The organism is Bacillus cereus group sp. Bc031, from assembly GCF_027716265.1.
GTDB classification, from domain to species: domain Bacteria; phylum Bacillota; class Bacilli; order Bacillales; family Bacillaceae_G; genus Bacillus_A; species Bacillus_A paranthracis.
In genome coordinates this window covers 1-26,971 of the sequence record NZ_JAQFUL010000058.1, presented here as the reverse complement: position 1 = coordinate 26,971, position 26,971 = coordinate 1, and the positions used below count along the sequence as shown (strand labels likewise).

The following is a 26,971-nucleotide window of genomic DNA, read 5'->3' as shown; positions in this document are numbered from 1 at the left end:
CACCACTTTACCATTAAAGTTTAATCATAAATTTTTTCAACAGCTTGCATTTTCTTCACTTTTTCTTCTGCTCCGCTATTTGCATTGATGAAAATTTGGTACGTATCTTTCCCTAAAGTACCTACAAATTCATAGCAAAGTACTTCGTTATGCAAATCGTTTACTACCATTGCTTTTCGCTCTTCCATTACCTTTACATCAGGGTTTATTTTCTTTCTTGCTTCTGCTGCAGTTAGCTTTGCCGAAGGGATTGTTCGTTTTTGATGTGATGCTAAATATTCTTTCGCCGAAAATCCGACGATAGAACCGTCATCTAAAGCAATTTTCATTTGAATTGCCTCTGGATAAATTCGTACGCCATTCTCATTTACTACATACGTAAATACTCCAACATTATCATATTGTGAGCTATCATAAAGCTCCATATTATGAAACTTATGGTCCTTTAAGAATTTCAAACCTTTACTTCCTGCATCGTTTAAACTAATTTTCTGTTCTTTAATTTCTCGATTATTCATAACCCAAATTGGATATCCGCCTTTTCCGGTAATATCCATATAAAACTCATTATTCGTTGCCTCGTCTTTAATTTTCACACTATAGAAAGATTCTTTCGCACCTTTTCCGCTTTTCTCGACTTCTACTTTTTCATTTCCTTTTAAATTTAAAAACGATTTTGCAATTTTCGCCGCTTCATCTTTTGAAATTGCTTTTCCTTCTGCTGCAAATCCACCTTTTTTATTTTTTTGTGCACTTGTAAAGGTCGGTCCGAAGTTTGTAGATGAATACGATGTTACATTTTTTTCTACTGTCTTTAATCCGTCAATAATTGTATTGTCTGCAGGATCACGATTTGATGCGAGTGCCATCTCAACATCCATCCAGCGTAAATTGTTTTTCAAAACAAGATGTTGCACTTTTCTTAGTTCATCTTGTATATTCCCTGCATTGGAATATAAAGTTTGCAACGTTTTGTATTCTTGATCATTTAACGGTTCTTTTTCTAAATCACGAATGGCTGCACGGTAACTAAAATCACCGATATTCGCTAAAAATTCTTCCGTTTTATTAAAAGGCATTAATGTTAAAGGAAGTTGTCCTACATCCGAACGAGCTTCCGATGTTAATCTCCATACATCTGCTAATGCAGGCGATAAAGATGCGCGCGAATTCATCGCAAGCGTTGTTCCAATTTTATCGTGCAATAAATCAACCTCATACGCTAAATCATGAAACGCACGTTGATAGCTATTTTCTGCTCGAATTAATACTGCATTCTTTTCTTGGTGCTCTTTATAGCCCCAGTATCCAGTTCCAACTACACCAACTGTTAATAATACGATTATAATACCTCGTAACATAGTTCCACCTCCGCTCTATTTACAGAAAATATGTTTCCCGATCTTTTTAATTTGTGGACGAGTCCAAATCCATTTACTTGTTGCAGTATCTGGATTGAAATAATACAATGCGTTTCCTGTTGGATCCCATCCATTAATTGCATCTAATACAGCTTTTTTCGCTGTTTCATTTGGTGTTAAATATATTTGTCCGTCTGCTACCGCTGTAAATGCTCTTGGCTCAAAGATTACACCTGAAACGGTATTTGGGAATGATGCACTTGTAACACGATTTAAAATAACTGCAGCGACTGCAACTTGTCCTAAATACGGCTCACCACGTGATTCTCCGTATACTGCGTTTGCCATGAGCTGAATATCATTTTGAGAATAGCCATTTGGAACATTTGTCCCTTTATTTTGAGGTGGTTTATTCTCTTGTGCAGTGCCACCACTATTTCCTTTATTCGTTGTCGTTCCTTTATTAGCAGTTGACTTATCATACTTCGTTGCCTTCACGAGCATTTGCTTCGTTTTAGCTCCAGCTAAACCATCAACCGGTAAACCAAATTTCTCTTGAAAATTCCGAAGTGCCCAGTATGTACCCCATCCGAAAACACCATCTACTTTTCCCGTATAAAATCCGTTATATTTCAAACGAGATTGCAGTTCAATGACATCTTCACCAGATGCTCCCCTTTGAATGACTTGATTAGAAAAGGCTTCTACATTTTTTAGTTGTATACTACTGACCATGAAAGACAGTCCTATGAACGCAAGCAAAACTGCTATTTTAAAAACAGGTTTTTGGCGCATAATTTTCCCTCCTTAATTATGTAAATGATTTCTTGGTTATGTTTTGTAAAAGGCTCGCTTTTATGTAATGAAGATAAAAAAATCCAAACTAATATCGTTGAAAAAGTATGTAAACAATATAAAAAAAGGTAAAAGGAGTTCATTATGAAAAAATTGTTAAAGCGTGTCGCACTCGTTATTCTGTTCCTAACAATATGTTCAAATGTATATACAGGCTCAGCAATTGTTCATGCACAGCCACCGTATGCGAAATGGGGTAAGCTTGCTGTAGAAAAGACGAAAGAACAATACCCGAAAGCTGATATAATTGATTATCTTCATATAGGTAGAAAACCGAAAACCGTTCAAATAACAGTTGAAAAATTTAAATTATGCTTACGTGAAGATGGAAAAGAATACGGTGTTTTTGTTGATGTAGAATTTGAAACGAAGACGGAGAAATTTATTAAGGTGTCATTTCAGAAGACGAGTAGATAAAATGAAAACCTCACTGTTTATAATATAAACAGTGAGGTTTTCATTTCTAAATTACTTTCAATTGTGAAGAAATGAAACAATTGAACTGGATTAAATGGATTTACTTGTGCCCTTACTGAAAATTACAATTCTCTTGTATATGTTCAATAAATAATTTTAATGGAACAAGTCCACGTTTAGGCATATGACTACTTATTACAGCAGCTACCTCTAACTGCGGAATGATAACGATATATTGCCCGCCATATCCCATAGCAAAGTACATACAGTACGGTATGTGAAATCTTTCATTATTCAATACCCACCAGTGATATCCATACGCCCCGACATGTTCATACGTTTCAAATAGAGGTGTACTTGATTCTTCTAACCATTTCGATGATACAATTTCATTCCCCTGCCAATATCCATTTTGTAAACATAATATTCCTAGCTTTAATAAGTCTTTTGACTTCATTTTCATACCGAAGCCGCCGACATGTATTCCTTGTGGGTCTTGTTGCCACTCATATTCGGTAATTTCTAATAGATCAAATACATATTTTTTCGCAAACTGTTCTGTCGGCATTCCAGTAGCTTTTTTGATAATGTAACTAAGTAAATGCGAAGAGCCTGAGTTATAATTCATTTTTGTAGCGGGTTCTTCAATTATTGGTTTTTCTAATATATATTGCACCCAGTTCGCTGATTCTACAAAGTCATTCGGGAATACTACTCCATTTCCAAACTCTTTCCACTCCTCACCAGTAGTCATTGTTAATAAGTGATAAAGCGTCAAATCATGTTTTCCCTCAGGTACATTTTCAATCCACTCTGTAATGGGTGTATGTATATCATTTATATAGCCTTTATCAATTGCAATACCTATTAATATAGATACAATGCTTTTTGTAATCGAATTTATTTTATATAAATTACTTGCACATTCAGGTGTTTTATAATACTCAGTTGTTAATTCCCCTTTTTGATAAACAAGAAATGTATTTACTTTTTTCTTTTCAAATTTATTTTCTAGCTGCCTGAAATCCAATACTTTACCTCCAATTAAATCATTACCTAATTTATTATATCTTGTAGCTTTAATTAAAACATACTTGTGTTCAAATAAAAAACAAACCTGCCAGTAATGAACTGACAGGTTTGTTTTTTATAATTTTGTGCGAACATTCCAAAGCTCTGGGAAGAATCGTTGATCAAGTACTCGTTTTAAATAAGATACACCTGAAGAGCCACCTGTTCCCATTTTATGTCCGATAATGCGTTCTACTGTTTTCATATGACGGAAACGCCATTGTTGTAGCCAATCTTCAATATCAATTAATTTTTCAGCAAGTTGGTATAAATCCCAATATTTTTTTACATCCGCATACACTTCAAGCCATGCCGCTTCTACTGTTGCGTCTTCTTCATAAGGCTGCGTAATATCACGATTCAACACATCTTTATGAATAGGAAATCCTTCTTTTACAAGTGCTTGAATTGCGACATCATATAAACTTGGTGCATGTAGCGCCGTATGAAGTCGAGCGTGTAATTCTGGATCTTTTTCATAAATTTTTAAGGCATGCGGCGTTTTATAACCAAGCGCATACTCAATCATACGATATTGATACGATTGAAAACCTGAAGCTTGACCGAGCGAGTCACGAAACTCAATGTACTCTGACGGCGTTAATGTCGCAAGAATATCCCAAGATTGAATGATTTGTGATTGAATTTTTGATACACGTGCTAACATTTTAAAAGCTGGTTGTAATTTGTCTTGTTTAATAGATTCAATTGCTGCGTTTAACTCATGTAAAATAAGCTTCATCCAAAGTTCGCTTGCTTGGTGAATAACGATGAACAACATTTCATCATGGTGGTCTGATAATCTCTTTTGAGAAGATAGTAAACTATCTAATTGTAAATATTCCCCGTACGTCATATTCTCTTTAAAGTCCGTATGAATCCCTTTTTCCATAATTACCTTTTCATTTTCTTTCATATTAGCAAAACGCCCCTTTATATATATTTCTACTTATATTGGTCTAATAACTGCTCGAACTGGACTTCCATCTGCATCTGATAAGGCAAGTGGTAATGCGATTAGTTCGTAATCGCCATCTGCTACATGATCTAGTACGACATTTTCTAAAATGTGTATACCATGTTTAAACAATTGATGATGCGCTGCTAATTCTTTATCATCTAATGGATCAACTGATGGTACATCCACCCCGATTAAACGTATACCTTTTTCTGAAAGAAACGGTGCTATATCCGCACGTAAATGCGGGATTATATCTGGGAATTCATTCGCTTTACCATGTGAAGATGTGCGTAACAACAAGCGTTCTACGCCTTCTAAATGAAATTTCTCTAATTCCTTTTTCCCAATGCTTTCAAGATTAGAAACGTCAATGATTCGCGTAGGTCCGACATAAACTTGGATATCTAAATCTAACACTTTCTTTCCATCATTATCAAAATGAAACGGTGCATCAATATGAGTACCTGTATGAATACTCATCGTTAACTTTCCGACATTTACTGAGCCACTCTCTTCTTTTGACCATGATACTTCATACGAGAACGGTGTATCCCCTGGCCAAGTAGCAATATCATTATTTAGCGGTTGTGAAATATCAATCCACTCTGATGTTTTCATACTTATGCCACAACCTCTCGCTTATTTTCAAATTGCTTATACTCTTCATCTTTCATGATTTTCTTTAAAATCATAACAGACTGCCATACTTCTTCGTACGTATTATATAAAGCAACTGGCGCAAGTCTCACTCCATTTGGCGCTCTAAAATCTGGAATTACTCCATTTGCTTTTAACGCTTTACATATACGTGCTGCTTCTGCATGCTCTAAATAAATATGCCCGCCTCGTTTTTCATCCTCAAATGGATTTCCAATTGTAAATCCGAAATTTTTTAATTCATGATCAATCAAATTAAGCATGTATCTTGTAATATGTAATGATTTTTCGCGTAAACGTTCTATACCAGCATCTTTAAATATTTCAAGAGAACCGATTAAAGGTGCAGTACTTAATACGTGTGGTGTACCAATTTGATAAGCACCTGCATGATCAGCAGCTGTTAATGTATGTTCCATATCAAACTGCTTATCTTTTCTAGAACTAAACCAACCTGATAATCCAGGAAGTCTATTAAAATGCTTTTTATTCACATAAAGCCCTGCAACGCCACCAGGTCCCGCATTTAAGTATTTATAATTACACCAAATCGCGAAATCAACATCCCACTCTTTGAAATGATGCGGAATAGAACCGATTGAGTGACATAAATCGAACCCGATATGAATACCACGCTTATGCGCTTCCGCTGTTAAACGTTTCATATCAAGAATTTGGCCGCTTCTATATAGTACAGAAGGTAATAAAATTAACGCGATATCATCTGTCATTGCATGAATAATATCATCTTCAGAAAGTGTTCTACCATCTCGGCTCTTTACTCGTACTAAATGCTCATCTGGATCTAATCCTTTTAAACGAATTTGACTTTGAAGTGCATATATATCGGATGGGAATGTTAACTCATCCGCAAGAATTTTTGTGCGAATTCCTTTCGGCTCATAGAAAGTTGCGATTACTTGATGAATATTTGTTGTCGTGGAACCGGTTACAATAGTTTCTTCTGGTAAAGCTCCAATAAGAGGTGCAGTCAATTCACCTAATTTCTCCGAAAGGAAAAACCACGGATGCTCACCCTCGGTCCAGCCGTCAATGCCATACTCTTTCCATGAATCTAGCAAAGTAAGTAATGATTTCTCTGCTCTTTTTGAAAGTAGCCCTAATGAGTTTCCATCTAAATATATTGTTCCTTCTTTTTTATAAAATTCAGTTTGAAAATCTTTCAATTCATCATGTTTATCACATTCAAGCGCATACTCATAAGTTGGTTGAAATGGTTCTGTATACATGGTGTCACCTTCTCTTAATTTTCTTTTTATTCTAACTAATTGAAATATATCACCTTAGTTGATATAACGTCAATGATATTATGTCAGTTGACTTTATATATGAATTTCTTTTACAATACAGTTATATTTTCAGATATTTCAGTATAAAGAGGTGATTCTTTGAAAAATACTACTCTTTCATCAAGAAAACACCGCTCCTTAGAAACAAAGAAGAAACTATTACACTCTGGTTACACTATTTTTATTCGTAACGGATTTCAAAAAACGACAATTACACAAATTATTAAACATGCAGAAACTGGTTATGGCACGGCATATGTATACTTTAAAAACAAAGATGATCTCCTCATCGTTTTAATGGAAGATGTTATGAATCAATTTTATGATATTGCTGAGCGCTCTTTTTCGCCTCAAACGACAGAAGAAGCACGTATAATGATTCAAAATCAAGTTAAAGCATTTCTACAATTAGCAGAGAAAGAACGAGCAATTTTACAAGTTGTAGAAGAAGCAATTGGGTTATCAAAAGAGATACGTCAAAAATGGGACGAGATACGGGAACGCTTTATAAACAGTATTACGCAAGATATTACATACTCTCAAGAAGGTGGGTTAGCACATTCTGAATTGAATAAAGAAATTGTAGCACGTGCTTGGTTTGCGATGAATGAGATGTTTCTTTGGACGATTGTGCAAAATGATAAAAAGATCGACCTAGAAGAAATTGTGCATACATTGACGAAAATGTATACGACTGGTTTATATAAATAGCACACCTTCAATACATAAGGTGTGCTATTTTACATCTATAAAAATATATTATTTGGGTATGGTAGCGCTAAAGAAGGCTTTTCAGATAATGAGAAATATTGTAGTTTTAAAGATTCACCATCTATTGATTTTAGTTTTCCACTAGTAATTTCACATTCAAACACAACAACAATATATTCTACTTGATCGCCATTCGGATATGTATGGCGATACTCTTTTCCTCCAAACACCCCTTTTTGTTTTTTTACTTGCACTTTCAATCCTGTTTCTTCCCACACTTCACGAACTACCGCTTCTTCTGGAGTTTCTCCAGGCTCAATTGCTCCAGCTGGCAAGCTCCAGTATTCTCCACCAGGATATTGAAATAAGATTTCCCCTTGCTCATTTTTAATAACAGCAGCTAACTCGGTATAAAAATTAGTTCATGACCTAATTGCTCACGGATTTGTTTATAATATAGCGACATCGACATATAATTCTCTCCCACTCTATTAATAAATAACTGTATTTTCTGATATCTATTGTATAATAATACCAAAAACGATTTCTATATAGAAAGGATCAGAAAATGTCTCAAGAAAAACTAGTAAATAGCTTTCTATCATTTTTAGGTATGACAAAACAGCCTACTAGCTTAAAGTTTTTAAATGAGCTTATTAAAGCTCATCAAGAAAAAATAAAATGGGAAACCCTCACTAAAATAATTGACTGGGAAAAGGGTAATGAAACAGGTAATTATTTCCCTTCCATTGAGACATACATAAACCATATTACAACAAAAGGTCTCGGGGGTACTTGTTGGACGCACTCAATTGGATTCCATTGGTTATTATCAAATCTTGGTTTTAATGTTCATTATATGTATATGGATCCCGGACATTTATGCTTACGGGTTAACTTAGACCAACCTTATTATGTTGATGTTGGTTATTGTGCACCTTTATTCCAAGCTTACCCACTTTATGAATCATTTCAAGTAAGTAATGTAAGAGAAACTTTCACTTATGAAGTCTCAAATAATAGGATTAAAATTACTAGAGATCCAGGTCCAACAAAAATCTTACATACAGATCCAATACATTTATCAAGTATGAAAGAACTCATTACAAAGTCTAACGATTGGTATACATCCCCTGTATTAAAGAAAATTCAGATTTTCGGTTATATCGATGGTATTCCAACTTCTATTAATGATAATGTTTTAAAACGATATTTCCAAGGTAAGAAAAGAGAACAAATCATTACATCTTCTGAACTTAATTATTGGATAACAGAAAGATTTTGTGTTGATAAAGAAATATATGAAAGAGCTATTGAGATTTTCAATAAAAAATCTTCAAACAGTAAAAGCGTTACTCACGAGATTGAGTAACGCTTTTACCTTAATATATTTTTAATCTTAATCTTCTTTCTGATAAGCAGCTTCTACACATTCTGCTAGACGCTCAATTTGTTCCATAGTTAAACCTCGTGAAATCCAGCCTGTTAACTTATACATAATTTTATAGTAAAGATTACTAGGTTCATATTCTGAAATTAATGTAAGTGCTGTACCCTCCTCATCTTCTTCTAACATATAAGTCATTGCCGAATAACCTTGCTTCATTTCACTGCCAAGTGAAATAATATAGGGTGCATCGTATTCAAGAATTTCTACTTCTGCCTCCAATATTTTCTTACCGACTTTTTGAACAGTAATATATTTATCTCCTACACGTGGATTTTCTTTATCCATATTTGAAGGATAGCGATTTTCTATTATAAACGTATTCCATTCTTTTATTTTTTCATCTTCTATTATGTAGTCACATACAACATCCATTGGTGCTTTTATTACTATTTCTATTGCAAAACTCATTATACTGCCCCTCTCAAATACCCTATCCATTTCTATTTTAACTAAATCATTATGCCATATTTTATATAGTGAAATACAAGTAGAATTTTAATTTTTTATTAATTTAAAAACTTATTCATACAAAATATTTTATTAAAGATACAACAATTAAAAACAAAGCCACAAGTAATAAAGCTATCCCTATACTTCTATTTTCTTTTTCGTTATTTTTTAAATTTTGCACCCCTAAGCTAACTAATATAAACCCTAAAAGCGTTTGTAAAATTAGCATACTCATTTCCGAAGTATCATTCCAACTATAAATGGAATACCCCATTATAATAATTGCAAGTAAAACCGTTACGATCCTATTCATACGAAAATCCCTCCTTTTTAAAAAGAAACCGCTAAGTTTCCTTAGCGGTTTTATTAACAATTTATATTTAGTAAAAGTGCTTTTCATGAATTTGATATAATTCAAAAGAATTTCCTGTCCAATATAACTACGCATGTTAGCCCACTTTTTCTTTATCCAGTCTACTTACAATTCCAACTATAAATTTATATTCAATTCTCCTCTTCTTAACTTTTTTAAACCCTTCTTTCGTATCAAAAATTAAACACGTTTTTCGAAACCACACTCGTACATATAAAGACTCAAAATAAATAGGTTTTATAATTCCTCGTTCTTCAAATTCAGTTCCATCTTTATTTTCAGTTTCTGTTCGAACGAACCACGTATTCCCAATACCAATTTCAATATATTTCACCTAAGTCCTCCTTCCGGAAATTAATTTCTAACCATTCTATTATTTCCCCGGTAAGCGCACATTCCGACAGAACATGAGCCCACAAAGAAAAAGTAGATTACAAAAATCTACTTTATAACTTATATTTTTGCATTCGTTTATAAAATGTACTTCGAGGTACATCTAAAAGTTTTGCAGCTAATGAAACATTTCCATTTGTCTTTTCTAACGCTTCAATCATGCTATCACGCTGTATTTTTTCACGGAAATTTAATGTGTTCTCTGTTTTATTTTCTGCTTGCAATGCAAGTTGATGTTGATTTCCCATCATTGTTTGTAATAAAAAAGAGATTTGTTTTTCACATATTTCTCGTCCTTGCGACAAAATGTAGATGCGTTCTAATACATTTAATAATTCTCGAATATTTCCGGGCCATGTATGCTGATAAAATTGATTACAAATACTTTTTGGAAATACAACATTCCAATTCTTTCGTTTGCAAAAATGTTTTATGAAGTACGGAATATCCTCTTTTCTTTCTATTAACGATGGGACATATAGTGGATAAACATGTAAGCGATAATATAAATCTTGACGGAATTTCCCTTCTTCTACTAATCGCAATAGATCTTTATGTGTCGCAGTAATAATACGAATATTTACTGGTATCTCTTTTGAACTGCCAATTGGGTTTACTGTTCGTTCTTGTAAAACACGCAATAATGCTACTTGCATCTCTGGTGGCACTTCACCAATTTCATCTAAAAATATTGTTCCTCCGTCTGCTTGTTCGAATTTTCCTTTATATCCTTGGCGCCGTGCACCTGTAAACGCTCCTTCAGCATAACCGAACAATTCACTTTCCATTAATTCTTTCGGTAATGAACCGCAGTTAACAGCTATAAAAGGACCATTTTTTCTTGGACTATTTTCATGAATCGCTCTCGCTACATATTTTTTTCCTACACCTGTTTCACCACAAACATATACACTTGCGTCAGTTGGTGATACAAGCTTAATTTCTTCTAAAGTATGTTGAAATGCACTGCTTGTCCCAATTACTCCAGGAAAAGTGATGCCATTTATAAATGGGGACGTTGAAAATGATTTTACTTGTTTATTTCCCTTTACATAAATACATTTCCCAATCATTCTATTATTACTGTATAATGGAACTTCTAATTTAGTTTTCAATCCATAGTGCATTAAATCTTCAAGTTTCATCCGTGACCAATTACATACTCGTTCCCGAACCCTCTTGCTTGCAGAAACGATAACATCACGATGATTACAAATTACAACTTGTTCATCACTATCAATTACATCTAAAAAACGATGGATTAACTGCAGTTCATTTTGATGTACTCGAATACTACATTCACGTTCAATCGCATGTGCAATCGAAGTTACCATACCGAGCATATATGGATGCGAAAACTCAATCGGACAAGAGAAATCTAGAACGCCTATTAATTTCCCATCATCATTATGAATAGGAGCGGCCGCACAGCTCCAGCTATGAGATGCGACAGAATAATGATCTGTACCACTTATCATAATAGCCTCTTCAATCTCAAGCGCTGTTCCTATCGCATTTGTACCAACAGCAGCTTCCGTCCATTTCACACCTTCAATGAAATTAATCTGTTTCGCTCGTTGCAACGTTTGTTTATTTCCACTTAACGATAGAACGTAACCGTCTGGATCAATTAATAATGCCATCATTTGCAGTTCATCAATGGTTTTTCTCATATTTTGTATTTGAGGTATTGCTATATCTAGGAAGATTTCACTCTTTTTCTTTTGGTCTTGAAAAATATTAGAAGACAAAATTTTCTGACCTTTATTCATATGAGGATTCACATTTGCTTGTTTACATCGATGCCATGATTCTGAAATTCTTTCGTTTATACGGTTCGAATCAAGGACACCTTCATCAACAAACTTTTTCCATGTATGTAAGTAAAACGGTGAAGCTAGCATTGTATCATCTCCCTATTCATTATTTTGGAGATTTGTAAAAACATACTTTTATTATAAAACTGAATAAAAGCGTTTTCAACAAAACTAGAAAGACGACACAAATATGTTAATAATTTGAATATCTTAATGCACTTCTTTATTCTTTTTTAGTAGCACTATATTTTGTATAATGCAAGCAAAGAAAATACATAACCAAAACCACTTTTGTGGATTTCCATTTATAAAGAAAACACTCACGGCTATTGCAAATAAAATTGTGGATGCTACACTAAAATATAATTTTGTTTTCATTCCCATTATCCCTCACCTCTCTATCACTTTACAGTACACACTAACTCTTCATTTTTCATCTCTACTATGTACTCCTGTAAAACATATTCTCTTCCGCCATGTTTTTCATACCATTCATGTATTCTTCTAGCATGTTTCTCGTCATTTCTAATCTTTGATTCTATTTCTTTATACTGTTCATAACTATCATATTCCCATATGGCAAACACTTCGGTCGTACCATTCTTATTATCTTTCATCCAGCGTCCTATTAGCCTAGAGCCATGCTTTAACTGATTAGGTAAGTTCGTATGATTGAAATGATCATTAAAAATTTTAATAAATTCATTTTTTACTATATAGTACTTTCTTCTATAAAACATACATTTCCACCTCTTTAATGAACAGACTCAAATACACCTTCCCATTACAACCGTATTATAATACTTCCCATCCGACAGCCTTTTATCATTTTTTAAAATACCTTCTACTTCAAAACCTAATTTTTTATATAGCTGAATGGCTTTTTCGTTTGTCTCTAATACTTGTAATGATATCTTTTTAATCTCATTTTCATCAGCCCAATGAATAGATTGTTGCAATAACCTCTTACCCATTCCATATCCCCAAAACTCTTTTAAAATACAAACGCCAAATTCTACTTTATGAGATAACCTCTTCAGATTTGAACCTTCGCACCTTGAAAATCCAACGATTCGGTTGTGCACTTCTGCAACTAAAAACAGATTCTTACTCTCTTCACTATCTGTTTTTATTATTTTTTGAAACCCTATCTTATCTATAAATCCCTCTCCAGCTTCTCTATCCATATTTTCAGTTTCTCCATCGATCTGAACTCTAATTTCCGACAACTGTTCCGCATCTGTTTCAGCTGCAGAACGAACTGTATAAACTAATCCATTTATGTGAAACTCTTGCCCTTTTATAATCATTTCAAACTCCTTTTAAATGCAGTCTATTGATGCTATTACAATTTCTTTACCTTGTTTCTCAAATTCTTGAATTGTTTCTTTACTAGCCTCCGAATCTGTTATTATAATGTCAATTTCAATCAGTGACTCTCCTTTTATAAAGTAGTCTATTCCAAGTTTATTGTGAGGAGCTAAACAAATATTTCTTCTAGCAATCTTACTTACTGTTTTACTAAAAAAAGCAACTTCCGGCGTTGCAGTACTTATACCGTTTAATGAAATGCCACCACCTGTAGAGAAATTAAGATCAATAGAAAATCTACTTATCAACTCTGAGGCAAGTGTATCTGTCATATTTCCTGATGGTTTCACCTTTCCACCAATTAAGTACGTATCAATGTTCTTATATTCCCGTAACGTACTAGCAATTTCTAAAGCATTCGAAACAACTGTAAATGATGTTTCAGGTAAATATTTTAACATGGCATAATGAATAGAAGCTCCACCAATAAAAACGGAATCTCCTTCTTGTATATAAGAAGCTGCGATTTTTGCAATTGCGTCTTCATATACAGAACCATTACTATAACGTTTCAATGGCTTGGTAGCTAAATTCCGTACTCTAGCAAGTTCAATTGCTCCTCCATGTGTTCTTTTTAACAAGCCATCCTTCTCCATAATAGACAAATCTCTTCTTATAGAATCGATAGACATATCGAAACTTTCCGCAAGATCCTTTGCAATGACCCTTCCATTTTTCTTAAGTAACTCTAAAATTTTCTCTCTACGCTCTTCAGTAAACATGTTCTCACCACTATCATTTAATATCCAGAAAATTTATTCATCTTTTAATTATATGCATGTTTTTTCTATTTTACAATATTTTCAATACTTCTTTATTCAGCTCTATACAGGTTTTCTCCCTTTTTCTATCCCATTAAATTAACAACTAAATAAATGCATATTTGCATATTTCACAATTATACTTCCATTCATCCTTCTATTAATGTAAAATTATTCCTATATTTTACTTTTTAACACAGAAAGGAATTACTATGAAATCTTTAATGAAAGTAACTTGTACAGCATTATTATTTACAGGGATAATGGCAGGATGTAGTGGAAATGCTACACCAAAACAAGAAAAAAGCGCTCTAGCAAAAAATGCAATGCACTATGGGGAAATCTTTAAAAACGAATACTATAGAGCAACTGTTGAAAATGCTAAATTTGAAAAAATAGACAAAGAGTGGCGTCTCACAGCTCGCGTTACTATAAATAATGCTCGTGTTGACGGACAAACGATAGATCTTTCAGAAATAAAATATTTCATAAAAGATGAAAAAACGGGTAAAAAATACAAAGGTGAAGTTATACAAAATGAAAATGCTAAAAAGGTTCCATCTGAGTTTTCTTTAACTACCGACATTGTATTTAATATGAAAGATTCTCCAAAAGATTTAAATAATATGTATTTATACATAGATAGCAAAGCTGCGCCATTAACAGATACATATTGGAAGCTGGATCATTTAGTATCTAAATAAAAAACAGTCATATAAGACTGTTTTTTATTTATAGAGTTATAAAGTTTACTAGTTATCTATTTCCAGCAATACATTTTTTGCACAAATCATCACTTCTTCAAATGGACAATCAAATAAAACCCCTAGTTCAAAACCATCTTCAGCAAAATCTATTTCATGACATAACCACCAAGCACCTTCAAAATTTTCCGGGATAGAACATTTCGTTACTCCTATAAAAGTTGCTTGTAGTTTATCAAATTCACTGAAAGTACCACTGCAATCTAAAGTTATAATTAGCGTAGCTTCTGATTTTTTCTCCACTGATTTGACTACACTGTCATGTAGTGAGTATTCATGTAGTTGAACGACATTCTGCGCGAGCTTTTCTTTTATAGAATTATAATTATCTATATAGGCTTGCTCTAAATCATTCATTCTTTTCTCATAATCTTTTGTCCACTCAAGCATAAGTCTCTTTAATTTTTCCGTTGGGTATTCTGAATTAATTGTATTGTCATGAATGTATGGATGCAGTGATTTAGGGAGGAACTTTAATAAATCTTCTTTCTTTTCTTCCACGTCTTCTCTTAAACTTTGCTTATAATCCATTCCTACCTTTTCGCTCTCTCGCAACATCTCTTCCCATTCTTCTACTGTTTCTGGGAAATTTAAAAAACCAGATACTTGCATTTCTTTATACCAATCTTTATTAAAATACTTCAAAGACTTTCCCCCTAAAACATTTTAAGATCCAACAAAATCGATATATCTATTTATTATATCATTCTAATAACTATTTTTTCTAAAGAAAAAATGCAAAACTGTAAATATTCCATCTTTTATTTCTAAAACTTCAGAATATTTACAATAGTTGATAATTAGAATGCATTTTACTAGTACAAAGATTCACCTGTACAAAAATCTAAACTAAAAGGGATGGTTATATGTTGAAGAAATTAGTAGCAGGTACATTAGTAGCGGGATTTGCATTAACTGGAGGACTAGGAGTAGCAAGTGCTGAAGAAAAAGGTAATACAATTAAGTCTTTTGATTATTTAAAAGTGGATGAACAGAATGTTAATTCTCTTACAAAATTAAGTGATCAAGATAAGAAAGACATCCAAATTACTATGGTATTACCAGAGCAAAATGAAAATGGAGATTGGCTAGCTTATGGTTTTACTAGCCGCGAAACATTAGATGCTTATATTGAAAAGGATAAAAAAGTACTTAAAAATAAAATTAATCCTTTAGGTAGCGGTGCTGGTAGTACTGATTTTTATGAACATAAAGATAAAGGTGGTCAATATATTTACTGGAGCAGCGGCTTTAAAAACTTACCATCTAGCTGGAACGACAGAATTTCCTCTGTAAGTACAGCATCACCTTCAGCAAGTTATTCAACGACACTTTGGGAGCATACTTCAACACAAGGCTATGGAAAAGGTGTTGTATTCAAACATGCGGATTGGTACGGTAAAACTGCTAATTTAGCTGCTGATTGGAACGATATTACTTCAGCGATTGACGTAAAAAAATAATAGGATATTCAATTTCTCCCGTAAAAATTCAAACCACTATTCTCTTATTCATTTAGAGAATAGTGGTTTATTATAATTCCATTTAAGCGTGTACAGCATGTCCTACCGCTTGCAATAAAGCTTCATGAATCGCTTCAGATAAAGTTGGATGCGCTGCAATATAATCTCTCATAATATCGGCAGTAACTTCCGTATGAATCATTACAGTTCCTTGACCAATTAGTTCTGTTGCACGAGGACCAATAATAGAAATTCCAACAATTTCTTGATATTTAGGTTCCACAATAACTTTTACTTTCCCCGTTTGTTCTCCAATAATAAGTGCTTTTCCATTTGCTGTAAAAGGAAATTCTCCAATTTGTATGTCACCGTACTGCTCTCTTGCATCTTTTTCTGTTAAACCGACACTAGCAATTTCTGGAGCGGTATAAATACAGCGAGGTACAGCATGATAGTTTACTTTTACATCTTCTCCACTCGCGTGTAATGCTGCCGTCGTTCCTTCATGGAATGCAACGTGAGCAAGCTGGATTCCACCAATCACATCTCCTGCTGCATAAATATGTGATACATTGGTTTGCATATGTTCATTCACAGAAATTCCTTTATTTGAATATTGAATGCCTGCTTTTTCTAAATCTAATTGTTGTACACGTGGTTTTCGGCCGACAGAAACGAGAACAAATTCTGGATTAACTTCTTGGATACTTCCTTCATATTCAAATGAAGCCTGCTTCTTATAATTATTTAATCCTTTTAAAGCTGCTCCTGTAAATATTTCTACACCATCATTTTCTAGTTTCCCTCTTAAAATGTGTGCGATATCTTCATCTTCACCTGGTAATAATTGCGGTGCCATTTCAACAATCGTAACTTTTGTTCCAAGACGACTATAAATACTTGCAAACTCGCATCCTATTACACCACCGCCAACGATTAATAATGATTTTGGTATATAATCTATGGACATTACATGGCTACTATTTAAAATCCACTTTCCGTCAAATGGAGCAAAGGGTAATGCAGTCGGTTCTGAACCTGCCGTTATAATGAACTGTTCTCCATCTACTACATCTTTTTTATCACCGTATATAACCCGCACACGATAATCCGTTTCAAAGTTCGCTTTACCTTGTATAACTTTTATTTTATTTTTCTTCATTAAATATTGAATTCCTTGAACGAGCTGCGTTACAATTTTTGATTTCCTCGCCTGCATTTGCTTCCAATCAATTGATATACTTCCATTATTGAGTGTAACTCCATAATGATTCGCTTTTCTTACAATGTCATGCACTTTTGCACTTTCTAACAATGATTTTGTAGGCATGCACCCAACATTTAAACAAGTCCCGCCAAGATCAGCTTCATCAATAAGAGTGACATCTTTTCCATTTTGAGCTGCGGTAATTGCCGCTACATAGCCAGCAGGTCCGCCACCAATAACGACTAGTTTACTCATTCTCTCACCTTCTCTTTATAAAAGAATTGTTACAGGTTCTTCTAAATAACGTTTAATTGTGCGTAAAAATGCAGCTGCTGGTGCACCATCTAATACACGATGATCGAATGTTAAACTTAAAGGTAACATACTGCCTTTTTTTATTTTCTTCCCTTTATATACTGGAACATGTTCAATTGCACCTACACCTAAAATACCAGTTTCAGGTGTATTTAATACTGGCGTAAAATATTCAATACCGAAGCTACCTAAATTACTAATTGTAAAGGTTGTCCCTTGCATATCATCACTACTTAAACTACCTTCTCTTGCTTTTTGTGCAACGTTTTTAATTTGTTTAGATAACTCTACTAAAGATAGATTATTAGCAAAGCGAATAGCTGGAACGACTAATCCTTTTTCTAATGCGACTGCCATGCCTAAATGAACATGTTCAAATTGATGAATTGTATCATCCATATAAGCACTGTTCATTTCTTTATGCTCTCCAAGCGCTAATACAACAGCACGAGAAACGAAATCCGTAATAGTTAGTTTGTTATCGTATCGTTTTTGTACAACTGCCGCTATTTCTTTATGTAAAGCAACTAAATCTGTAACATCTACTTTCATCGTTAATGTTAATTGCGCACTATTTTGTAAGCTTGCATGCATACGGTTTGCGATTGCTTTCCGCATACCGGTAACAGGAATTACTTTACTTTCTTCTTGTTCCAATACTTCTGGAACTGTCACTTTTTCTTCAAGCGCTTTTAATACATCCGCCTTCGTAATTCTTCCGCCAGGGCCTGTACCAACTAATGCTTTGATATCTAGATTTTCAGACTTTGCAATTTTCTTCGCTACAGGTGAAATTTTGATTCTTTGCTTCGCCACTTCTTTCGCATATGGTTCTGGATGTTGGACCTTTTTAGGCTCTAGATTAGGTGCTTTTTCTTCTACAACATTTATACTTTCATTGATTTCTACTTTTTCGTTCAGCTTACCGATATAGCAAATGACAGTGCCAGGTGGAACTCCCTCATCTTCACTAACAGCTATATCAAGAACAGTTCCATCAGCTGGTGCTTCTATTTCCGTTTCGATTTTTTCCGAATTAATACTAGCAATTAGTTCACCTTTTGAGACATGATCGCCTGCTTTAATATTCCAGCTCGTAATAATACCTTCTTTCATCGCCATACCTAACTTCGGCATTACAACTTCTACAGCCATGCTTCTCTCTCCCTTCTCATCGTTTTATTACACATGTAATAAAGTTTGGTCTCCGATCATTTCTGATACAGTTTCAATTACTTTTTCCGGCGTTGGTAAATATAACTTTTCAAGTGGTGGCGAGAACGGAACTGGTGTATGTGGTGCTGTAATTCGTTTAATAGGTGCATCTAACAAATCAAATCCTTTATCCGCTACAATTGCCGCAATATCTGTTGCGATACTACATCTTGGGTTTGCTTCATCAATAACAATAAGGCGATTTGTTTTTTCAACTGATGCTAAAATCGTATCTTCATCCAGTGGTGATAAAGAACGTGGATCAATTACTTCTACTTCAAGTCCTTTTTTCGATAATTGCTCAGCAGCCGCAAGTGCTGTATGAACTTGTTTTCCAATTGCGACGATTGTTACGTCAGAACCTTCCCGTTTAATATCCGCTTTTCCTAATGGAATTGTGTAATAACCTTCTGGCACTTCACCCTTCATATTGTAGAGTGTTTTATCTTCAAAGAAGATTACCGGATCATCATCTTCAATTGCCGCTAATAGTAAGCCTTTTGCGTCATATGGAGTAGAAGGAACGACAACTTTTATACCTGGAATGCTCGTAAATAACGCATACAAACTTTGTGAATGTTGTGCAGCTGCGCTAAAACCTGCACCATGCATCGTACGTACTGTAACTGGCACTTTCGCTTTACCACCGAACATATAGCGGAACTTTGCACCTTGGTTTAATACTTGATCAAGACAACTACCGATAAAATCATTAAACATTAATTCAGCAATCGGACGTAGTCCTGTTGCCGCAGCTGCCATTGCTGCTCCCATGTAACCCGCTTCTGAAATTGGTGTATCTAAAATACGATTTCGGCCAAATTCTTGTACAAGGCCTTTCGTAACACCAAGAACACCGCCCCATGCTTCATCATCTTGCAAGTGATCAACTTGTGCACCACCTGCAACGTCTTCTCCTATTAAAATTACATTTTCATCACGGCGCATCGATATTTTCATCGCTTCATTAATTGCAGTTGACATACTTACTGTTCTAGTCATTATTTTTCACCCTCCTCTTATTTGTAAGAAACGTATACATCTTTTAATAACTCTTCATCCTCTGGATATGGACTATTTTCACTAAATTCAATTGATTTTTGAACCGCTTCATCTACTGCCTTTTCCATATCTACAAGCTCAGATTCAGTTAATACAGCTTCATGAATTAAATGCTTACGGAAATTCACAATCGCATCTTTTTCATTTAAATGTTCTTCTTTTTCTTCTGAAGTTTTATACGTTTGTGCTTCACCTTCGAAATGACCGTAATTACGATATGTCATACATTCAATTATTGTTGGACCACCGCCGTTACGCGCACGTTCTACTGCTTCTTCAGCAGCTTTATATACAGCTAGCAGATCTTTTCCATCCACTTGAACACCTGGAATGTTATAAGCTTTCGCACGATCCGCAATAGAATCACAACTTGAAGCATATTCAAATGTCGTTGCTTCACCGTAACCGTTATTTTCAGCGATAAAAATAACTGGTAACTTCCAAATCGCCGCTAAGTTAACCCCTTCATGGAATGTTCCTTCATTATTTGCTCCATCACCGAAGAAACAAACACTTACATCTTTCGTTCCTTTATATTTAGCTGTTAATGCCGAACCGCAAGCAAGCGGGAAACCACCACCTACAATGCCATTTGCACCAAGCATTCCTTTATCTAAATCAGCAATATGCATGGATCCGCCTTTACCTTTACATAATCCTGTCGCTTTCCCGAAAAGTTCAGCCATCATACCGTTTAAATCACAACCTTTTGCGATACAGTGTCCATGTCCTCTATGCGTACTTGTAATACTGTCACTATCCGTTAAGTGGGCACATACACCAACTGCTACCGCTTCTTCCCCAGCGTATAAATGGACGAAACCTGGCAGAACGCCTTGCGCGAATAATTCATGCACCTTATCTTCAAACTTACGAATCTCTAACATTTTTTCGTACATCCAGCGAGCTTGTTCTTTCGTAATTCCATTCCCTTTACTTTCAGTTGTTTTTAACATGTTCAGCCCTCCTATTTTCTTGTTCATCTTTTATATTGCAAGTACCGTGCCAATTTCCAATCCTTGATTTAATAGGTTTTCTCTCTATGTTGAAAATAAAAAAGTGGACAAAATGAGACATTAGTCTCGTTTTGTCCACTTTTGTTCACCTAATTTGAAAATTATTATCTTATTCACCATCAAAACTCTTCTGTAATTTTCGGATGTAAATAATTTGACCGATATGATATGCATTATGAGTAGTTACATTGGCTAGCACTTCCCACCACTTTGCAGAAACAGGAAATCCCACTACATCGCTTTCAACCTTTTCTTCATTTATGAGATTTTGCCATAGTAACAGTTTCTCTAGTAGTTTTTCTCGTAATTCATCGAAAGTTTGATTATTTGAAAGCATAAAACTTTTGTTATTATCTCCAATAGCGGGCACAGCATTCACATTCGATTCTTTATATCTAGTTTGCCACGTAGAATTCCAATACAATAAATGTTGTACAATTTCAGCTATACTGTTACTCTCTTCATTCGGTTTCCAGAAAGCTTCCCTCTCAGATAAACCCTTAACTGCATCTGAAAACGGAATATACCAACTAGGATCGTTCGCATTCGCTAATAACTGATCTGCTAATACATCCTTCACATGGGCCATTATTCTTCCCTCATTTCATAAACGTATTCATACTCACTTCTCTATATACGCTGAGTCCGTATAATTTCCTCTTTTAAAAATCTCATAGAATATAGAATTAACGGGTAATGCTCTCAAAACGAATGTAAGAATAATAGATTTTCTTATCATAACTCGTTATGATAAAAGAAAAAGAAAGCTGGCAGAAAATGAACAAAAAAGTCGCAATTATTACAGGATCCTCAAGTGGATTTGGACTATTAACTACACTCGAACTCGCAAAAAAAGATTATTTAGTTATCGCTACAATGAGAAACCTTGAAAAACAAGCGAACTTACTATCTCAAGCTACTCAACTAAACTTGCTGCACAACATAACAGTTCAACAATTAGATGTAACCGATCAAAACTCTATACATAACTTTCAATTATTTTTAAAAGAAATAAACAAAGTAGACCTCCTTATTAATAATGCAGGATATGCTAATGGTGGCTTTGTAGAAGAAATTCCAGTAGAGGAATATCGCAAACAATTTGAAACGAACCTTTTTGGTGCTATTTCAATCACTCAGCTTGTTTTACCTTATATGAGAGTACAAAAAAGTGGGAAAATCATTAATATAAGCAGCATTAGTGGTCAAGTTGGATTCCCTGGTCTATCTCCTTACGTTTCTTCCAAATATGCATTAGAAGGATGGAGTGAATCCCTTCGTTTAGAAGTGAAACCTTTTGGAATAGATGTTGCTTTAGTGGAACCTGGTTCTTATAACACGAATATATGGGAAGTTGGTAAACAACTAGCTACAAACCAATCTGATACTACTTCTCCTTACAAAGAATATATGGATAAAATACAAAAACATATTAATAGCGGCAGTGATACATTTGGTAATCCGATAGATGTTGCTAATAAAATTGTAGAAATTGCTGAGTCTAAGCGTACGAATTTACGTTATCCAATCGGTAAAGGTGTAAAATTTATGATCTTTGCAAAGAAAATTCTTCCTTGGAGATTGTGGGAATATCTTGTTTTGAGAAGCTTTAAGAAAATGTAATTACCTTTATTGAAAACCATTTTGAAAGAGGTGCTAATTAAATGTTAGGTTTACCCTATGGTAAAGTGTTTTTAGTTCCATGGACTGAAGAGTGGGCAATTGAATTTGTAAAGGAGAAACAATTCATTGAGGAACAAATTGGCGAACATATTTTAGCGATACACCATATTGGTAGTACTTCTATTCCACATTTAAGTGCAAAGCCCATTATTGATATAGCAATTGAATTAGAAAATTATAGGGACGGTATACATTGTATTAAAAAATTAGAACTACTAAACTAAAAATATAGAAAAGATGTATTGCCTGAACGATATTATTTTAATAAAGGTGAGCCAAGAACTCATCAAATTCATATGTATGAAAAAGGGAATACACATGTAATAGAACAATTGCAATTCAGAGATTACTTAATAGTCAATAAAACTGCTCGTATACAGTATGAACAGTTGAAGATTCAACTTTCACAGGCTAATCCTAATGATAAACATCAATATGCAGAGGATAAAACAAATTTCATTAAATCCGTATTAGCGAAATTAAATGTTTAAATTGAATAAGAAACCATTTAGCAGTAAATGGTTTCTTATTTATTAGTTATCTCATTATGTATAATCAAATTTTTAATTATACAGCAGGTGGAACGAAATAAAATAGTATCGAGAGCATCAATATAAAAGAAACCATTCCCGTTATCGAAAGTATATATTCTTTTGATTTTCTATCATATTTCCATTCCATCCATGCTCTTAAAGTCCATGATATCCCTAAATAAGTGAACATGACATAAGCCATTTTAGCGTTTTCAAATTTAAACATATAATAACAACTACTTATTACATAAATAATAATAAGACCTATTTCTAATTTTACATGTAAACTATTCACATGCTTATATCCAAAGAAGCCTCTTTTCTCCATATTTAATTTTCTTCTTAAAAACTGTTCTAAAAAGTAACCACCTATACCCAGTCCAATAATAATAATTAAAATTGTAGAGATATCCATTGTTATCCCTCCAATTACTTTATATATTTTTAGAAACAAAGTGGACTATATTATGGTTATTCTCTTCTAAATAACTTACAATTCCTTCAGGATATGTTGGCTTCTCCTTTAATTCCTCTATGCTCTTCCATATTAATATAATATTCTCATGTTCTTTATGCCTTATTTCATTTGTAACCATCTCTTGAACAGTTCCCCAATATATCAATGTACAATGATGTCCTTTTTCGTTGTTCCACTCGAAAATATGCTCATTTACAACAGCTAGCTCTTGGACATCAATTTTCAAATCGTATTCTTCCATTAATTCTCGTATTATCGCTTCTTTTGCTGGTTCACCAAATTCAATAGAGCCTCCTGGAAAACGATAAAATGATTCATTTTCATCGCATTGAACGAGCACTTTTGAGTTATCTCCATTATAAATAATAACTTCTACACGTAATACAGATCTATTCATTATTTTCCTCCTTTAAATCTTTAATTGAAAATTTATTAAAGAAAGAAGTATATAATTAATCCAGTTATTATTAGCACTGTAACTGCAAATAATGAAATCAAGAACTCGCGCGATTCCTTATCATATTTCCACTCCATATATGATTGAAATCCATATAACGTGATAAAAAACAAAAGAGGTACATACCCCATAAATATACGGTTTGGAAACAAAGCACTTATCGCAATAACAACTATATAAGAGAAAATAATAATTCTATTCCCCCATTTATGTGTTTTATTCACATATTGATTATCCCATCCCTTTTGTTTCGGGATGTTTAATCTTTTTCTTGCTATTTTTTCAAAAACGAATATACATAGTACCCATAAAATTAATAGCGTTATTTTGGTAATTGACAGAAAACCCTCTCCTTTTATTTTCTTACTTTTATTTTCTCTGGCTGATCACTCGGATAAGTAGCCTTTCCTTTATTATCAATGTCCCAACTAATAATTGTCGCACTATCGCGTCCGAATTGATGATGAACGTGCTCTAATACATGATGAACACTTTCTTCAAGTTTTATATTATTTCTATTCATATCACTATACAGATTTACAGGAGTTTCATACCGACGTTCCCCGCATTCTAATACTCCATCTGTCACCATTACAATTCGATTCTTTCCATTACGTAATTCACGAATGCCTGTTGAATAACAAGGAACAGGTAAATCAAATGTGTTTACATTTCCAATCCATTCGTAAAAATGACGTTGATTTAATGCATATTGTCCTAACTTATGTAACTCTTCATGAAATACATAAACTAAACAGTCTCCAATAGATAGCCACCATATATAATTTTTTTTCTTACACATAGTAAGCAAGCTGTTTCACCTTTAATTCTTTTACACTTTTCCTTAAATGAAGAAGATTGTAAGATTGTAAGAATATGATTTTCAATAGATCGAAATACTGTATCAATCGATTCATTCATCATTTCTTTTATATTTTCATATTCTTTTTGAATTGTATTTACTACTAAATCAACACTTTCTGCACTATTATGTCCATCTAATATAGCTGCAAATTCCCAATCACCATTTGACCAAACTAACGCACCATCTTCATTCTTTTTTGCTCCGGCACTAATATTCCCACCATATGCACCGAGCACGATATCACCATATTGCTTTACCGAAATTTCGTCTAAACACATTTCTCTACTTCCAATCCATGAATGTTGTCTATTATTTGTTGTATGCATATTCACTCACCATATACTTTCGTATTCTTTCGCATAGTTTTTTGATTTTTTCTGTATCACCATAAGGCGCACCGTTCCATTTCGCTACTTCAGTCGGTGACCAAAACTCTTTTGGTGTATTTGCATAACGCGGTATGATGTGCATATGCATATGTGGTACACCATTCCCTGAAACAAAAGTGTAAATATGTTCGGCACCTTCACTTTCTTTTAGTGCTTTACTTACTCTACTTGATATAAGTCCGAACCTTTTCGCTTCTTCATCTGTTAGCTCAGCAAGACCAGGTACATGTCTTTTTATATCTATCATTACATAACCAAGATACGTTTCTTCGCTATCCCAGTGGACATGTCCAACGTAAACGAGTTCATCTTCGTAAATAGCTCCACCTGGAACTGTAATATTTCCTTTATGTTTTTCACAAATGAAGCAATTTTGTTCTTCTTGATTATTTGTTGGCATATCCATCACCATCCTTTTTATATATAATATCATAAAAAAAGGAAAAATAGGATTTATATTCCGAAAATTCATTCTTTTAACACAACAATTTTGAATTGAATTTACACCTCATTTTTTCTTCAAAACCACAACTCCAATTACAATCCCAATCACAATTCCGATTACTAAATTATTTGTAAAATAACCTTGGACTACACCGATTACAACCCCTATACCGACGCCTATCGCCAAGGCATCATTACTTTTTTTCTTTTTAGACAAAATAGCATCTCCTCTCATAATTTCTTCCAAAATAATATCTATTTACATGACTTCACTGTCTCCTAATATATTCGCTATTCCACTTAATAATTTCCAAAAAATGTACTTTATTACTTATACTTTTCCACCACATAATCCTCTTCTTAAGAAGAGATTTTCAAGTCGCTATTAAACAAACATATCGTTATTCATCGAAGAATTAAATCAATGAAATAAAAAAACAAGTTTTTGCGTCAGCTGACGGTTCTGTTATCGTTCGAATATAATCTATTCAAACAAAAAACACACTTTGTATAATAAAGTGTGTATTCTTGTTACCTTCTTTTTTGGTGAAATCCTTGTGTAATACGATCTAATATAATCGCAATGACAACAATGGCTAGTCCCGCTTCAAATCCCATCCCGATATTAACTTGTGTCACAGAGCGGTATACATCAACTCCAAGACCTGGAGCTCCTACAAGCGATGCTGTTACTACCATTGATAAAGAGAGCATAATACTTTGGTTCACACCAGCCATGATCGTTCCAGTTGCGAGTGGTAATTGTACTTTAAATAATTTTTGTGATGCGGTAGAGCCAAACGCATTCGCTGCTTCTATTAAATCTTCTGGAACTTGTCTAATTCCTAAGTCAGTAAAACGAATTGTCGGTGGCATTGCAAAGATTACCGATGCAATAATCCCAGGTACTACTCCTACTCCGAAAAATGTAATCGCAGGAATCAGATATACGAAAGCCGGCATTGTTTGCATAAAATCTAATGTCGGTTTTAAAAATTTTGAAAACCGTTCATTTTGCGAAGCTAAAATGCCAATTGGGATACCTACACATGCCCATCAACTTAAGAATTTTCACTACCCCCAAGTGACAAAAAACGTTATTCTTTCTAAAAAGCTAGCTAG

The 26,971-nt window shown here is 33.9% G+C and carries 30 protein-coding genes and 4 pseudogenes; 7 read left to right on the top strand and 27 right to left on the bottom strand.

Annotation, left to right across the window (positions count from 1 at the left end; genetic code table 11):
* Positions 1-20: 20 nt before the first annotated feature.
* Together ypeB and sleB are read right to left on the bottom strand one after the other, a co-directional pair.
* The gene (ypeB, locus tag PDQ33_RS20055; protein WP_000943712.1) at positions 21-1,361 is read right to left on the bottom strand and encodes a germination protein YpeB; all 1,341 of its coding nucleotides are present in this window, start codon (positions 1,359-1,361) and stop codon (positions 21-23) included.
* A gap of 15 nt (positions 1,362-1,376) precedes the next feature.
* A complete protein-coding gene (sleB, locus tag PDQ33_RS20050) occupies positions 1,377-2,156 on the bottom strand; it encodes a spore cortex-lytic enzyme (RefSeq protein ID WP_001249248.1) in 780 nt (259 codons plus the stop codon).
* Between the two features lie 144 nt (positions 2,157-2,300).
* Here sleB and PDQ33_RS20045 point away from each other — a divergent pair, with 144 nt between their 5' ends.
* Positions 2,301-2,633 carry a DUF3889 domain-containing protein gene (locus PDQ33_RS20045; protein WP_061130380.1) on the top strand — a complete coding sequence of 111 codons (333 nt, stop codon included), beginning with the start codon at positions 2,301-2,303 and terminating at the stop codon, positions 2,631-2,633.
* A gap of 112 nt (positions 2,634-2,745) precedes the next feature.
* Here the strand turns inward: PDQ33_RS20045 and PDQ33_RS20040 are convergent, their stop codons facing one another.
* From PDQ33_RS20040 to kynU, 4 genes are all read right to left on the bottom strand, one after another.
* Entirely contained in the window at positions 2,746-3,663 is a 918-nt protein-coding gene (locus PDQ33_RS20040; RefSeq protein WP_071741724.1) for a serine hydrolase domain-containing protein, read from the bottom strand.
* A 117-nt stretch (positions 3,664-3,780) separates the two neighbouring features.
* A complete protein-coding gene (gene kynA / locus PDQ33_RS20035) occupies positions 3,781-4,620 on the bottom strand; it encodes a tryptophan 2,3-dioxygenase (RefSeq protein ID WP_000661965.1) in 840 nt (279 codons plus the stop codon).
* A gap of 33 nt (positions 4,621-4,653) precedes the next feature.
* Positions 4,654-5,283: an arylformamidase gene (gene kynB / locus PDQ33_RS20030; RefSeq protein ID WP_000858056.1), complete on the bottom strand. Its 630-nt coding sequence runs from the start codon at positions 5,281-5,283 to the stop codon at positions 4,654-4,656.
* Between the two features lie 2 nt (positions 5,284-5,285).
* Entirely contained in the window at positions 5,286-6,572 is a 1,287-nt protein-coding gene (kynU, locus tag PDQ33_RS20025; protein ID WP_000287844.1) for a kynureninase, read from the bottom strand.
* Positions 6,573-6,731: 159 nt separating this feature from the next.
* On the opposite strand from kynU, the gene PDQ33_RS20020 reads away from it, so the two are divergent.
* Positions 6,732-7,343 carry a TetR/AcrR family transcriptional regulator gene (locus PDQ33_RS20020; protein ID WP_000799603.1) on the top strand — a complete coding sequence of 204 codons (612 nt, stop codon included), beginning with the start codon at positions 6,732-6,734 and terminating at the stop codon, positions 7,341-7,343.
* A 35-nt stretch (positions 7,344-7,378) separates the two neighbouring features.
* Here the strand turns inward: PDQ33_RS20020 and PDQ33_RS20015 are convergent.
* A pseudogene (locus PDQ33_RS20015) lies at positions 7,379-7,815 on the bottom strand (NUDIX hydrolase).
* 96 nt (positions 7,816-7,911) lie between these two features.
* Here PDQ33_RS20015 and PDQ33_RS20010 point away from each other — a divergent pair.
* The gene (locus PDQ33_RS20010; RefSeq protein WP_061130384.1) at positions 7,912-8,715 is read left to right on the top strand and encodes an arylamine N-acetyltransferase; all 804 of its coding nucleotides are present in this window, start codon (positions 7,912-7,914) and stop codon (positions 8,713-8,715) included.
* A 27-nt stretch (positions 8,716-8,742) separates the two neighbouring features.
* On the opposite strand, the gene PDQ33_RS20005 is transcribed toward PDQ33_RS20010, so the two are convergent.
* From PDQ33_RS20005 to PDQ33_RS19975, 7 genes are all read right to left on the bottom strand, one after another.
* Complete coding sequence (locus PDQ33_RS20005; RefSeq protein WP_000006421.1) at positions 8,743-9,201, bottom strand: SRPBCC family protein; 459 nt, start codon at positions 9,199-9,201, stop codon at positions 8,743-8,745.
* Between the two features lie 115 nt (positions 9,202-9,316).
* A complete protein-coding gene (locus PDQ33_RS20000; RefSeq protein WP_001080078.1) occupies positions 9,317-9,556 on the bottom strand; it encodes a DUF3953 domain-containing protein in 240 nt (79 codons plus the stop codon).
* 136 nt (positions 9,557-9,692) lie between these two features.
* Positions 9,693-9,950, bottom strand: coding sequence for a DUF3977 family protein (locus tag PDQ33_RS19995; protein ID WP_000873859.1), 258 nt, complete (start codon positions 9,948-9,950; stop codon positions 9,693-9,695).
* Positions 9,951-10,062: 112 nt separating this feature from the next.
* A complete protein-coding gene (locus PDQ33_RS19990; RefSeq protein WP_270756492.1) occupies positions 10,063-11,913 on the bottom strand; it encodes a sigma-54-dependent Fis family transcriptional regulator in 1,851 nt (616 codons plus the stop codon).
* 314 nt (positions 11,914-12,227) lie between these two features.
* Positions 12,228-12,566 (bottom strand): NIPSNAP family protein, encoded by a 339-nt coding sequence (locus PDQ33_RS19985; protein ID WP_000499967.1) that lies wholly within the window; start codon positions 12,564-12,566, stop codon positions 12,228-12,230.
* Positions 12,567-12,593: 27 nt separating this feature from the next.
* On the bottom strand, positions 12,594-13,136 hold the full coding sequence (locus PDQ33_RS19980) for a GNAT family N-acetyltransferase (RefSeq protein ID WP_061130386.1): 543 nt from the start codon (positions 13,134-13,136) through the stop codon (positions 12,594-12,596).
* A 12-nt stretch (positions 13,137-13,148) separates the two neighbouring features.
* Positions 13,149-13,919, bottom strand: coding sequence for a DeoR/GlpR family DNA-binding transcription regulator (locus PDQ33_RS19975; RefSeq protein ID WP_270756491.1), 771 nt, complete (start codon positions 13,917-13,919; stop codon positions 13,149-13,151).
* A gap of 251 nt (positions 13,920-14,170) precedes the next feature.
* On the opposite strand from PDQ33_RS19975, the gene PDQ33_RS19970 reads away from it, so the two are divergent.
* Positions 14,171-14,662: a hypothetical protein gene (locus PDQ33_RS19970; RefSeq protein WP_000838798.1), complete on the top strand. Its 492-nt coding sequence runs from the start codon at positions 14,171-14,173 to the stop codon at positions 14,660-14,662.
* A 48-nt stretch (positions 14,663-14,710) separates the two neighbouring features.
* Here PDQ33_RS19970 and PDQ33_RS19965 read toward each other — a convergent pair whose 3' ends face one another.
* Entirely contained in the window at positions 14,711-15,367 is a 657-nt protein-coding gene (locus PDQ33_RS19965; RefSeq protein WP_000873325.1) for a DUF4085 family protein, read from the bottom strand.
* A 221-nt stretch (positions 15,368-15,588) separates the two neighbouring features.
* Between PDQ33_RS19965 and PDQ33_RS19960 the strand changes: the two genes are divergently transcribed.
* Complete coding sequence (locus PDQ33_RS19960) at positions 15,589-16,185, top strand: hypothetical protein (protein WP_000914447.1); 597 nt, start codon at positions 15,589-15,591, stop codon at positions 16,183-16,185.
* Between the two features lie 82 nt (positions 16,186-16,267).
* Here PDQ33_RS19960 and lpdA read toward each other — a convergent pair whose 3' ends face one another.
* From lpdA to PDQ33_RS19935, 5 genes are all read right to left on the bottom strand, one after another.
* Entirely contained in the window at positions 16,268-17,647 is a 1,380-nt protein-coding gene (gene lpdA / locus PDQ33_RS19955) for a dihydrolipoyl dehydrogenase (RefSeq protein WP_270756490.1), read from the bottom strand.
* Between the two features lie 15 nt (positions 17,648-17,662).
* Positions 17,663-18,862: a dihydrolipoamide acetyltransferase family protein gene (locus PDQ33_RS19950; protein WP_000257752.1), complete on the bottom strand. Its 1,200-nt coding sequence runs from the start codon at positions 18,860-18,862 to the stop codon at positions 17,663-17,665.
* 27 nt (positions 18,863-18,889) lie between these two features.
* Positions 18,890-19,924, bottom strand: a complete 1,035-nt coding sequence (acoB, locus tag PDQ33_RS19945) for an acetoin:2,6-dichlorophenolindophenol oxidoreductase subunit beta (protein ID WP_000198894.1) — start codon at positions 19,922-19,924, stop codon at positions 18,890-18,892.
* Between the two features lie 17 nt (positions 19,925-19,941).
* Complete coding sequence (acoA, locus tag PDQ33_RS19940; RefSeq protein WP_061130477.1) at positions 19,942-20,940, bottom strand: acetoin:2,6-dichlorophenolindophenol oxidoreductase subunit alpha; 999 nt, start codon at positions 20,938-20,940, stop codon at positions 19,942-19,944.
* Between the two features lie 169 nt (positions 20,941-21,109).
* Positions 21,110-21,589, bottom strand: coding sequence for a DinB family protein (locus tag PDQ33_RS19935; protein ID WP_000951609.1), 480 nt, complete (start codon positions 21,587-21,589; stop codon positions 21,110-21,112).
* A 188-nt stretch (positions 21,590-21,777) separates the two neighbouring features.
* Between PDQ33_RS19935 and PDQ33_RS19930 the strand changes: the two genes are divergently transcribed.
* Both PDQ33_RS19930 and PDQ33_RS19925 read left to right on the top strand, forming a co-directional pair.
* Positions 21,778-22,623, top strand: coding sequence for an oxidoreductase (locus PDQ33_RS19930; protein WP_061130476.1), 846 nt, complete (start codon positions 21,778-21,780; stop codon positions 22,621-22,623).
* Between the two features lie 41 nt (positions 22,624-22,664).
* Positions 22,665-23,174 (top strand): annotated as a pseudogene (locus PDQ33_RS19925) (GrpB family protein).
* A gap of 76 nt (positions 23,175-23,250) precedes the next feature.
* Here PDQ33_RS19925 and PDQ33_RS19920 read toward each other — a convergent pair.
* From PDQ33_RS19920 to PDQ33_RS19890, 7 genes and pseudogenes are all read right to left on the bottom strand, one after another.
* Entirely contained in the window at positions 23,251-23,631 is a 381-nt protein-coding gene (locus PDQ33_RS19920) for a DUF4181 domain-containing protein (RefSeq protein ID WP_000355403.1), read from the bottom strand.
* Positions 23,632-23,650: 19 nt separating this feature from the next.
* Entirely contained in the window at positions 23,651-24,091 is a 441-nt protein-coding gene (locus tag PDQ33_RS19915) for an NUDIX domain-containing protein (protein WP_001082139.1), read from the bottom strand.
* A 35-nt stretch (positions 24,092-24,126) separates the two neighbouring features.
* A complete protein-coding gene (locus PDQ33_RS19910) occupies positions 24,127-24,465 on the bottom strand; it encodes a DUF4181 domain-containing protein (protein ID WP_270756493.1) in 339 nt (112 codons plus the stop codon).
* 41 nt (positions 24,466-24,506) lie between these two features.
* Positions 24,507-25,294, bottom strand: a pseudogene (locus PDQ33_RS19905) (PP2C family serine/threonine-protein phosphatase).
* A gap of 31 nt (positions 25,295-25,325) precedes the next feature.
* Positions 25,326-25,811, bottom strand: a complete 486-nt coding sequence (locus tag PDQ33_RS19900; RefSeq protein WP_061130474.1) for an HIT family protein — start codon at positions 25,809-25,811, stop codon at positions 25,326-25,328.
* Between the two features lie 102 nt (positions 25,812-25,913).
* A complete protein-coding gene (locus PDQ33_RS19895; protein ID WP_001992228.1) occupies positions 25,914-26,084 on the bottom strand; it encodes a hypothetical protein in 171 nt (56 codons plus the stop codon).
* A gap of 296 nt (positions 26,085-26,380) precedes the next feature.
* Positions 26,381-26,896: pseudogene (locus tag PDQ33_RS19890) on the bottom strand (ABC transporter permease); the annotation flags it as partial.
* Between the last annotated feature and the right edge of the window lie 75 nt (positions 26,897-26,971).

Coding starts and splice junctions, on each gene's coding strand:
- PDQ33_RS19970 (WP_000838798.1), top strand. CDS start 14,171: ATGAAATCTTTAATGAAAGTAACTTGTACAGCATTATTATTTACAGGG.
- kynA (WP_000661965.1), bottom strand. CDS start 4,620: ATGAAAGAAAATGAAAAGGTAATTATGGAAAAAGGGATTCATACGGAC.
- PDQ33_RS19920 (WP_000355403.1), bottom strand. CDS start 23,631: ATGGATATCTCTACAATTTTAATTATTATTATTGGACTGGGTATAGGT.
- PDQ33_RS19900 (WP_061130474.1), bottom strand. CDS start 25,811: ATGGATATGCCAACAAATAATCAAGAAGAACAAAATTGCTTCATTTGT.
- PDQ33_RS19895 (WP_001992228.1), bottom strand. CDS start 26,084: ATGAGAGGAGATGCTATTTTGTCTAAAAAGAAAAAAAGTAATGATGCC.
- PDQ33_RS20045 (WP_061130380.1), top strand. CDS start 2,301: ATGAAAAAATTGTTAAAGCGTGTCGCACTCGTTATTCTGTTCCTAACA.
- PDQ33_RS19985 (WP_000499967.1), bottom strand. CDS start 12,566: ATGTTTTATAGAAGAAAGTACTATATAGTAAAAAATGAATTTATTAAA.
- PDQ33_RS19990 (WP_270756492.1), bottom strand. CDS start 11,913: ATGCTAGCTTCACCGTTTTACTTACATACATGGAAAAAGTTTGTTGAT.
- PDQ33_RS19915 (WP_001082139.1), bottom strand. CDS start 24,091: ATGAATAGATCTGTATTACGTGTAGAAGTTATTATTTATAATGGAGAT.
- sleB (WP_001249248.1), bottom strand. CDS start 2,156: ATGCGCCAAAAACCTGTTTTTAAAATAGCAGTTTTGCTTGCGTTCATA.
- PDQ33_RS20000 (WP_001080078.1), bottom strand. CDS start 9,556: ATGAATAGGATCGTAACGGTTTTACTTGCAATTATTATAATGGGGTAT.
- acoA (WP_061130477.1), bottom strand. CDS start 20,940: ATGTTAAAAACAACTGAAAGTAAAGGGAATGGAATTACGAAAGAACAA.
- PDQ33_RS19930 (WP_061130476.1), top strand. CDS start 21,778: ATGAACAAAAAAGTCGCAATTATTACAGGATCCTCAAGTGGATTTGGA.
- PDQ33_RS20010 (WP_061130384.1), top strand. CDS start 7,912: ATGTCTCAAGAAAAACTAGTAAATAGCTTTCTATCATTTTTAGGTATG.
- PDQ33_RS20005 (WP_000006421.1), bottom strand. CDS start 9,201: ATGAGTTTTGCAATAGAAATAGTAATAAAAGCACCAATGGATGTTGTA.
- PDQ33_RS19960 (WP_000914447.1), top strand. CDS start 15,589: ATGTTGAAGAAATTAGTAGCAGGTACATTAGTAGCGGGATTTGCATTA.
- lpdA (WP_270756490.1), bottom strand. CDS start 17,647: ATGAGTAAACTAGTCGTTATTGGTGGCGGACCTGCTGGCTATGTAGCG.
- PDQ33_RS19980 (WP_061130386.1), bottom strand. CDS start 13,136: ATGATTATAAAAGGGCAAGAGTTTCACATAAATGGATTAGTTTATACA.
- acoB (WP_000198894.1), bottom strand. CDS start 19,924: ATGACTAGAACAGTAAGTATGTCAACTGCAATTAATGAAGCGATGAAA.
- kynB (WP_000858056.1), bottom strand. CDS start 5,283: ATGAAAACATCAGAGTGGATTGATATTTCACAACCGCTAAATAATGAT.
- kynU (WP_000287844.1), bottom strand. CDS start 6,572: ATGTATACAGAACCATTTCAACCAACTTATGAGTATGCGCTTGAATGT.
- PDQ33_RS19950 (WP_000257752.1), bottom strand. CDS start 18,862: ATGGCTGTAGAAGTTGTAATGCCGAAGTTAGGTATGGCGATGAAAGAA.
- ypeB (WP_000943712.1), bottom strand. CDS start 1,361: ATGTTACGAGGTATTATAATCGTATTATTAACAGTTGGTGTAGTTGGA.
- PDQ33_RS19935 (WP_000951609.1), bottom strand. CDS start 21,589: ATGGCCCATGTGAAGGATGTATTAGCAGATCAGTTATTAGCGAATGCG.
- PDQ33_RS19975 (WP_270756491.1), bottom strand. CDS start 13,919: ATGTTTACTGAAGAGCGTAGAGAGAAAATTTTAGAGTTACTTAAGAAA.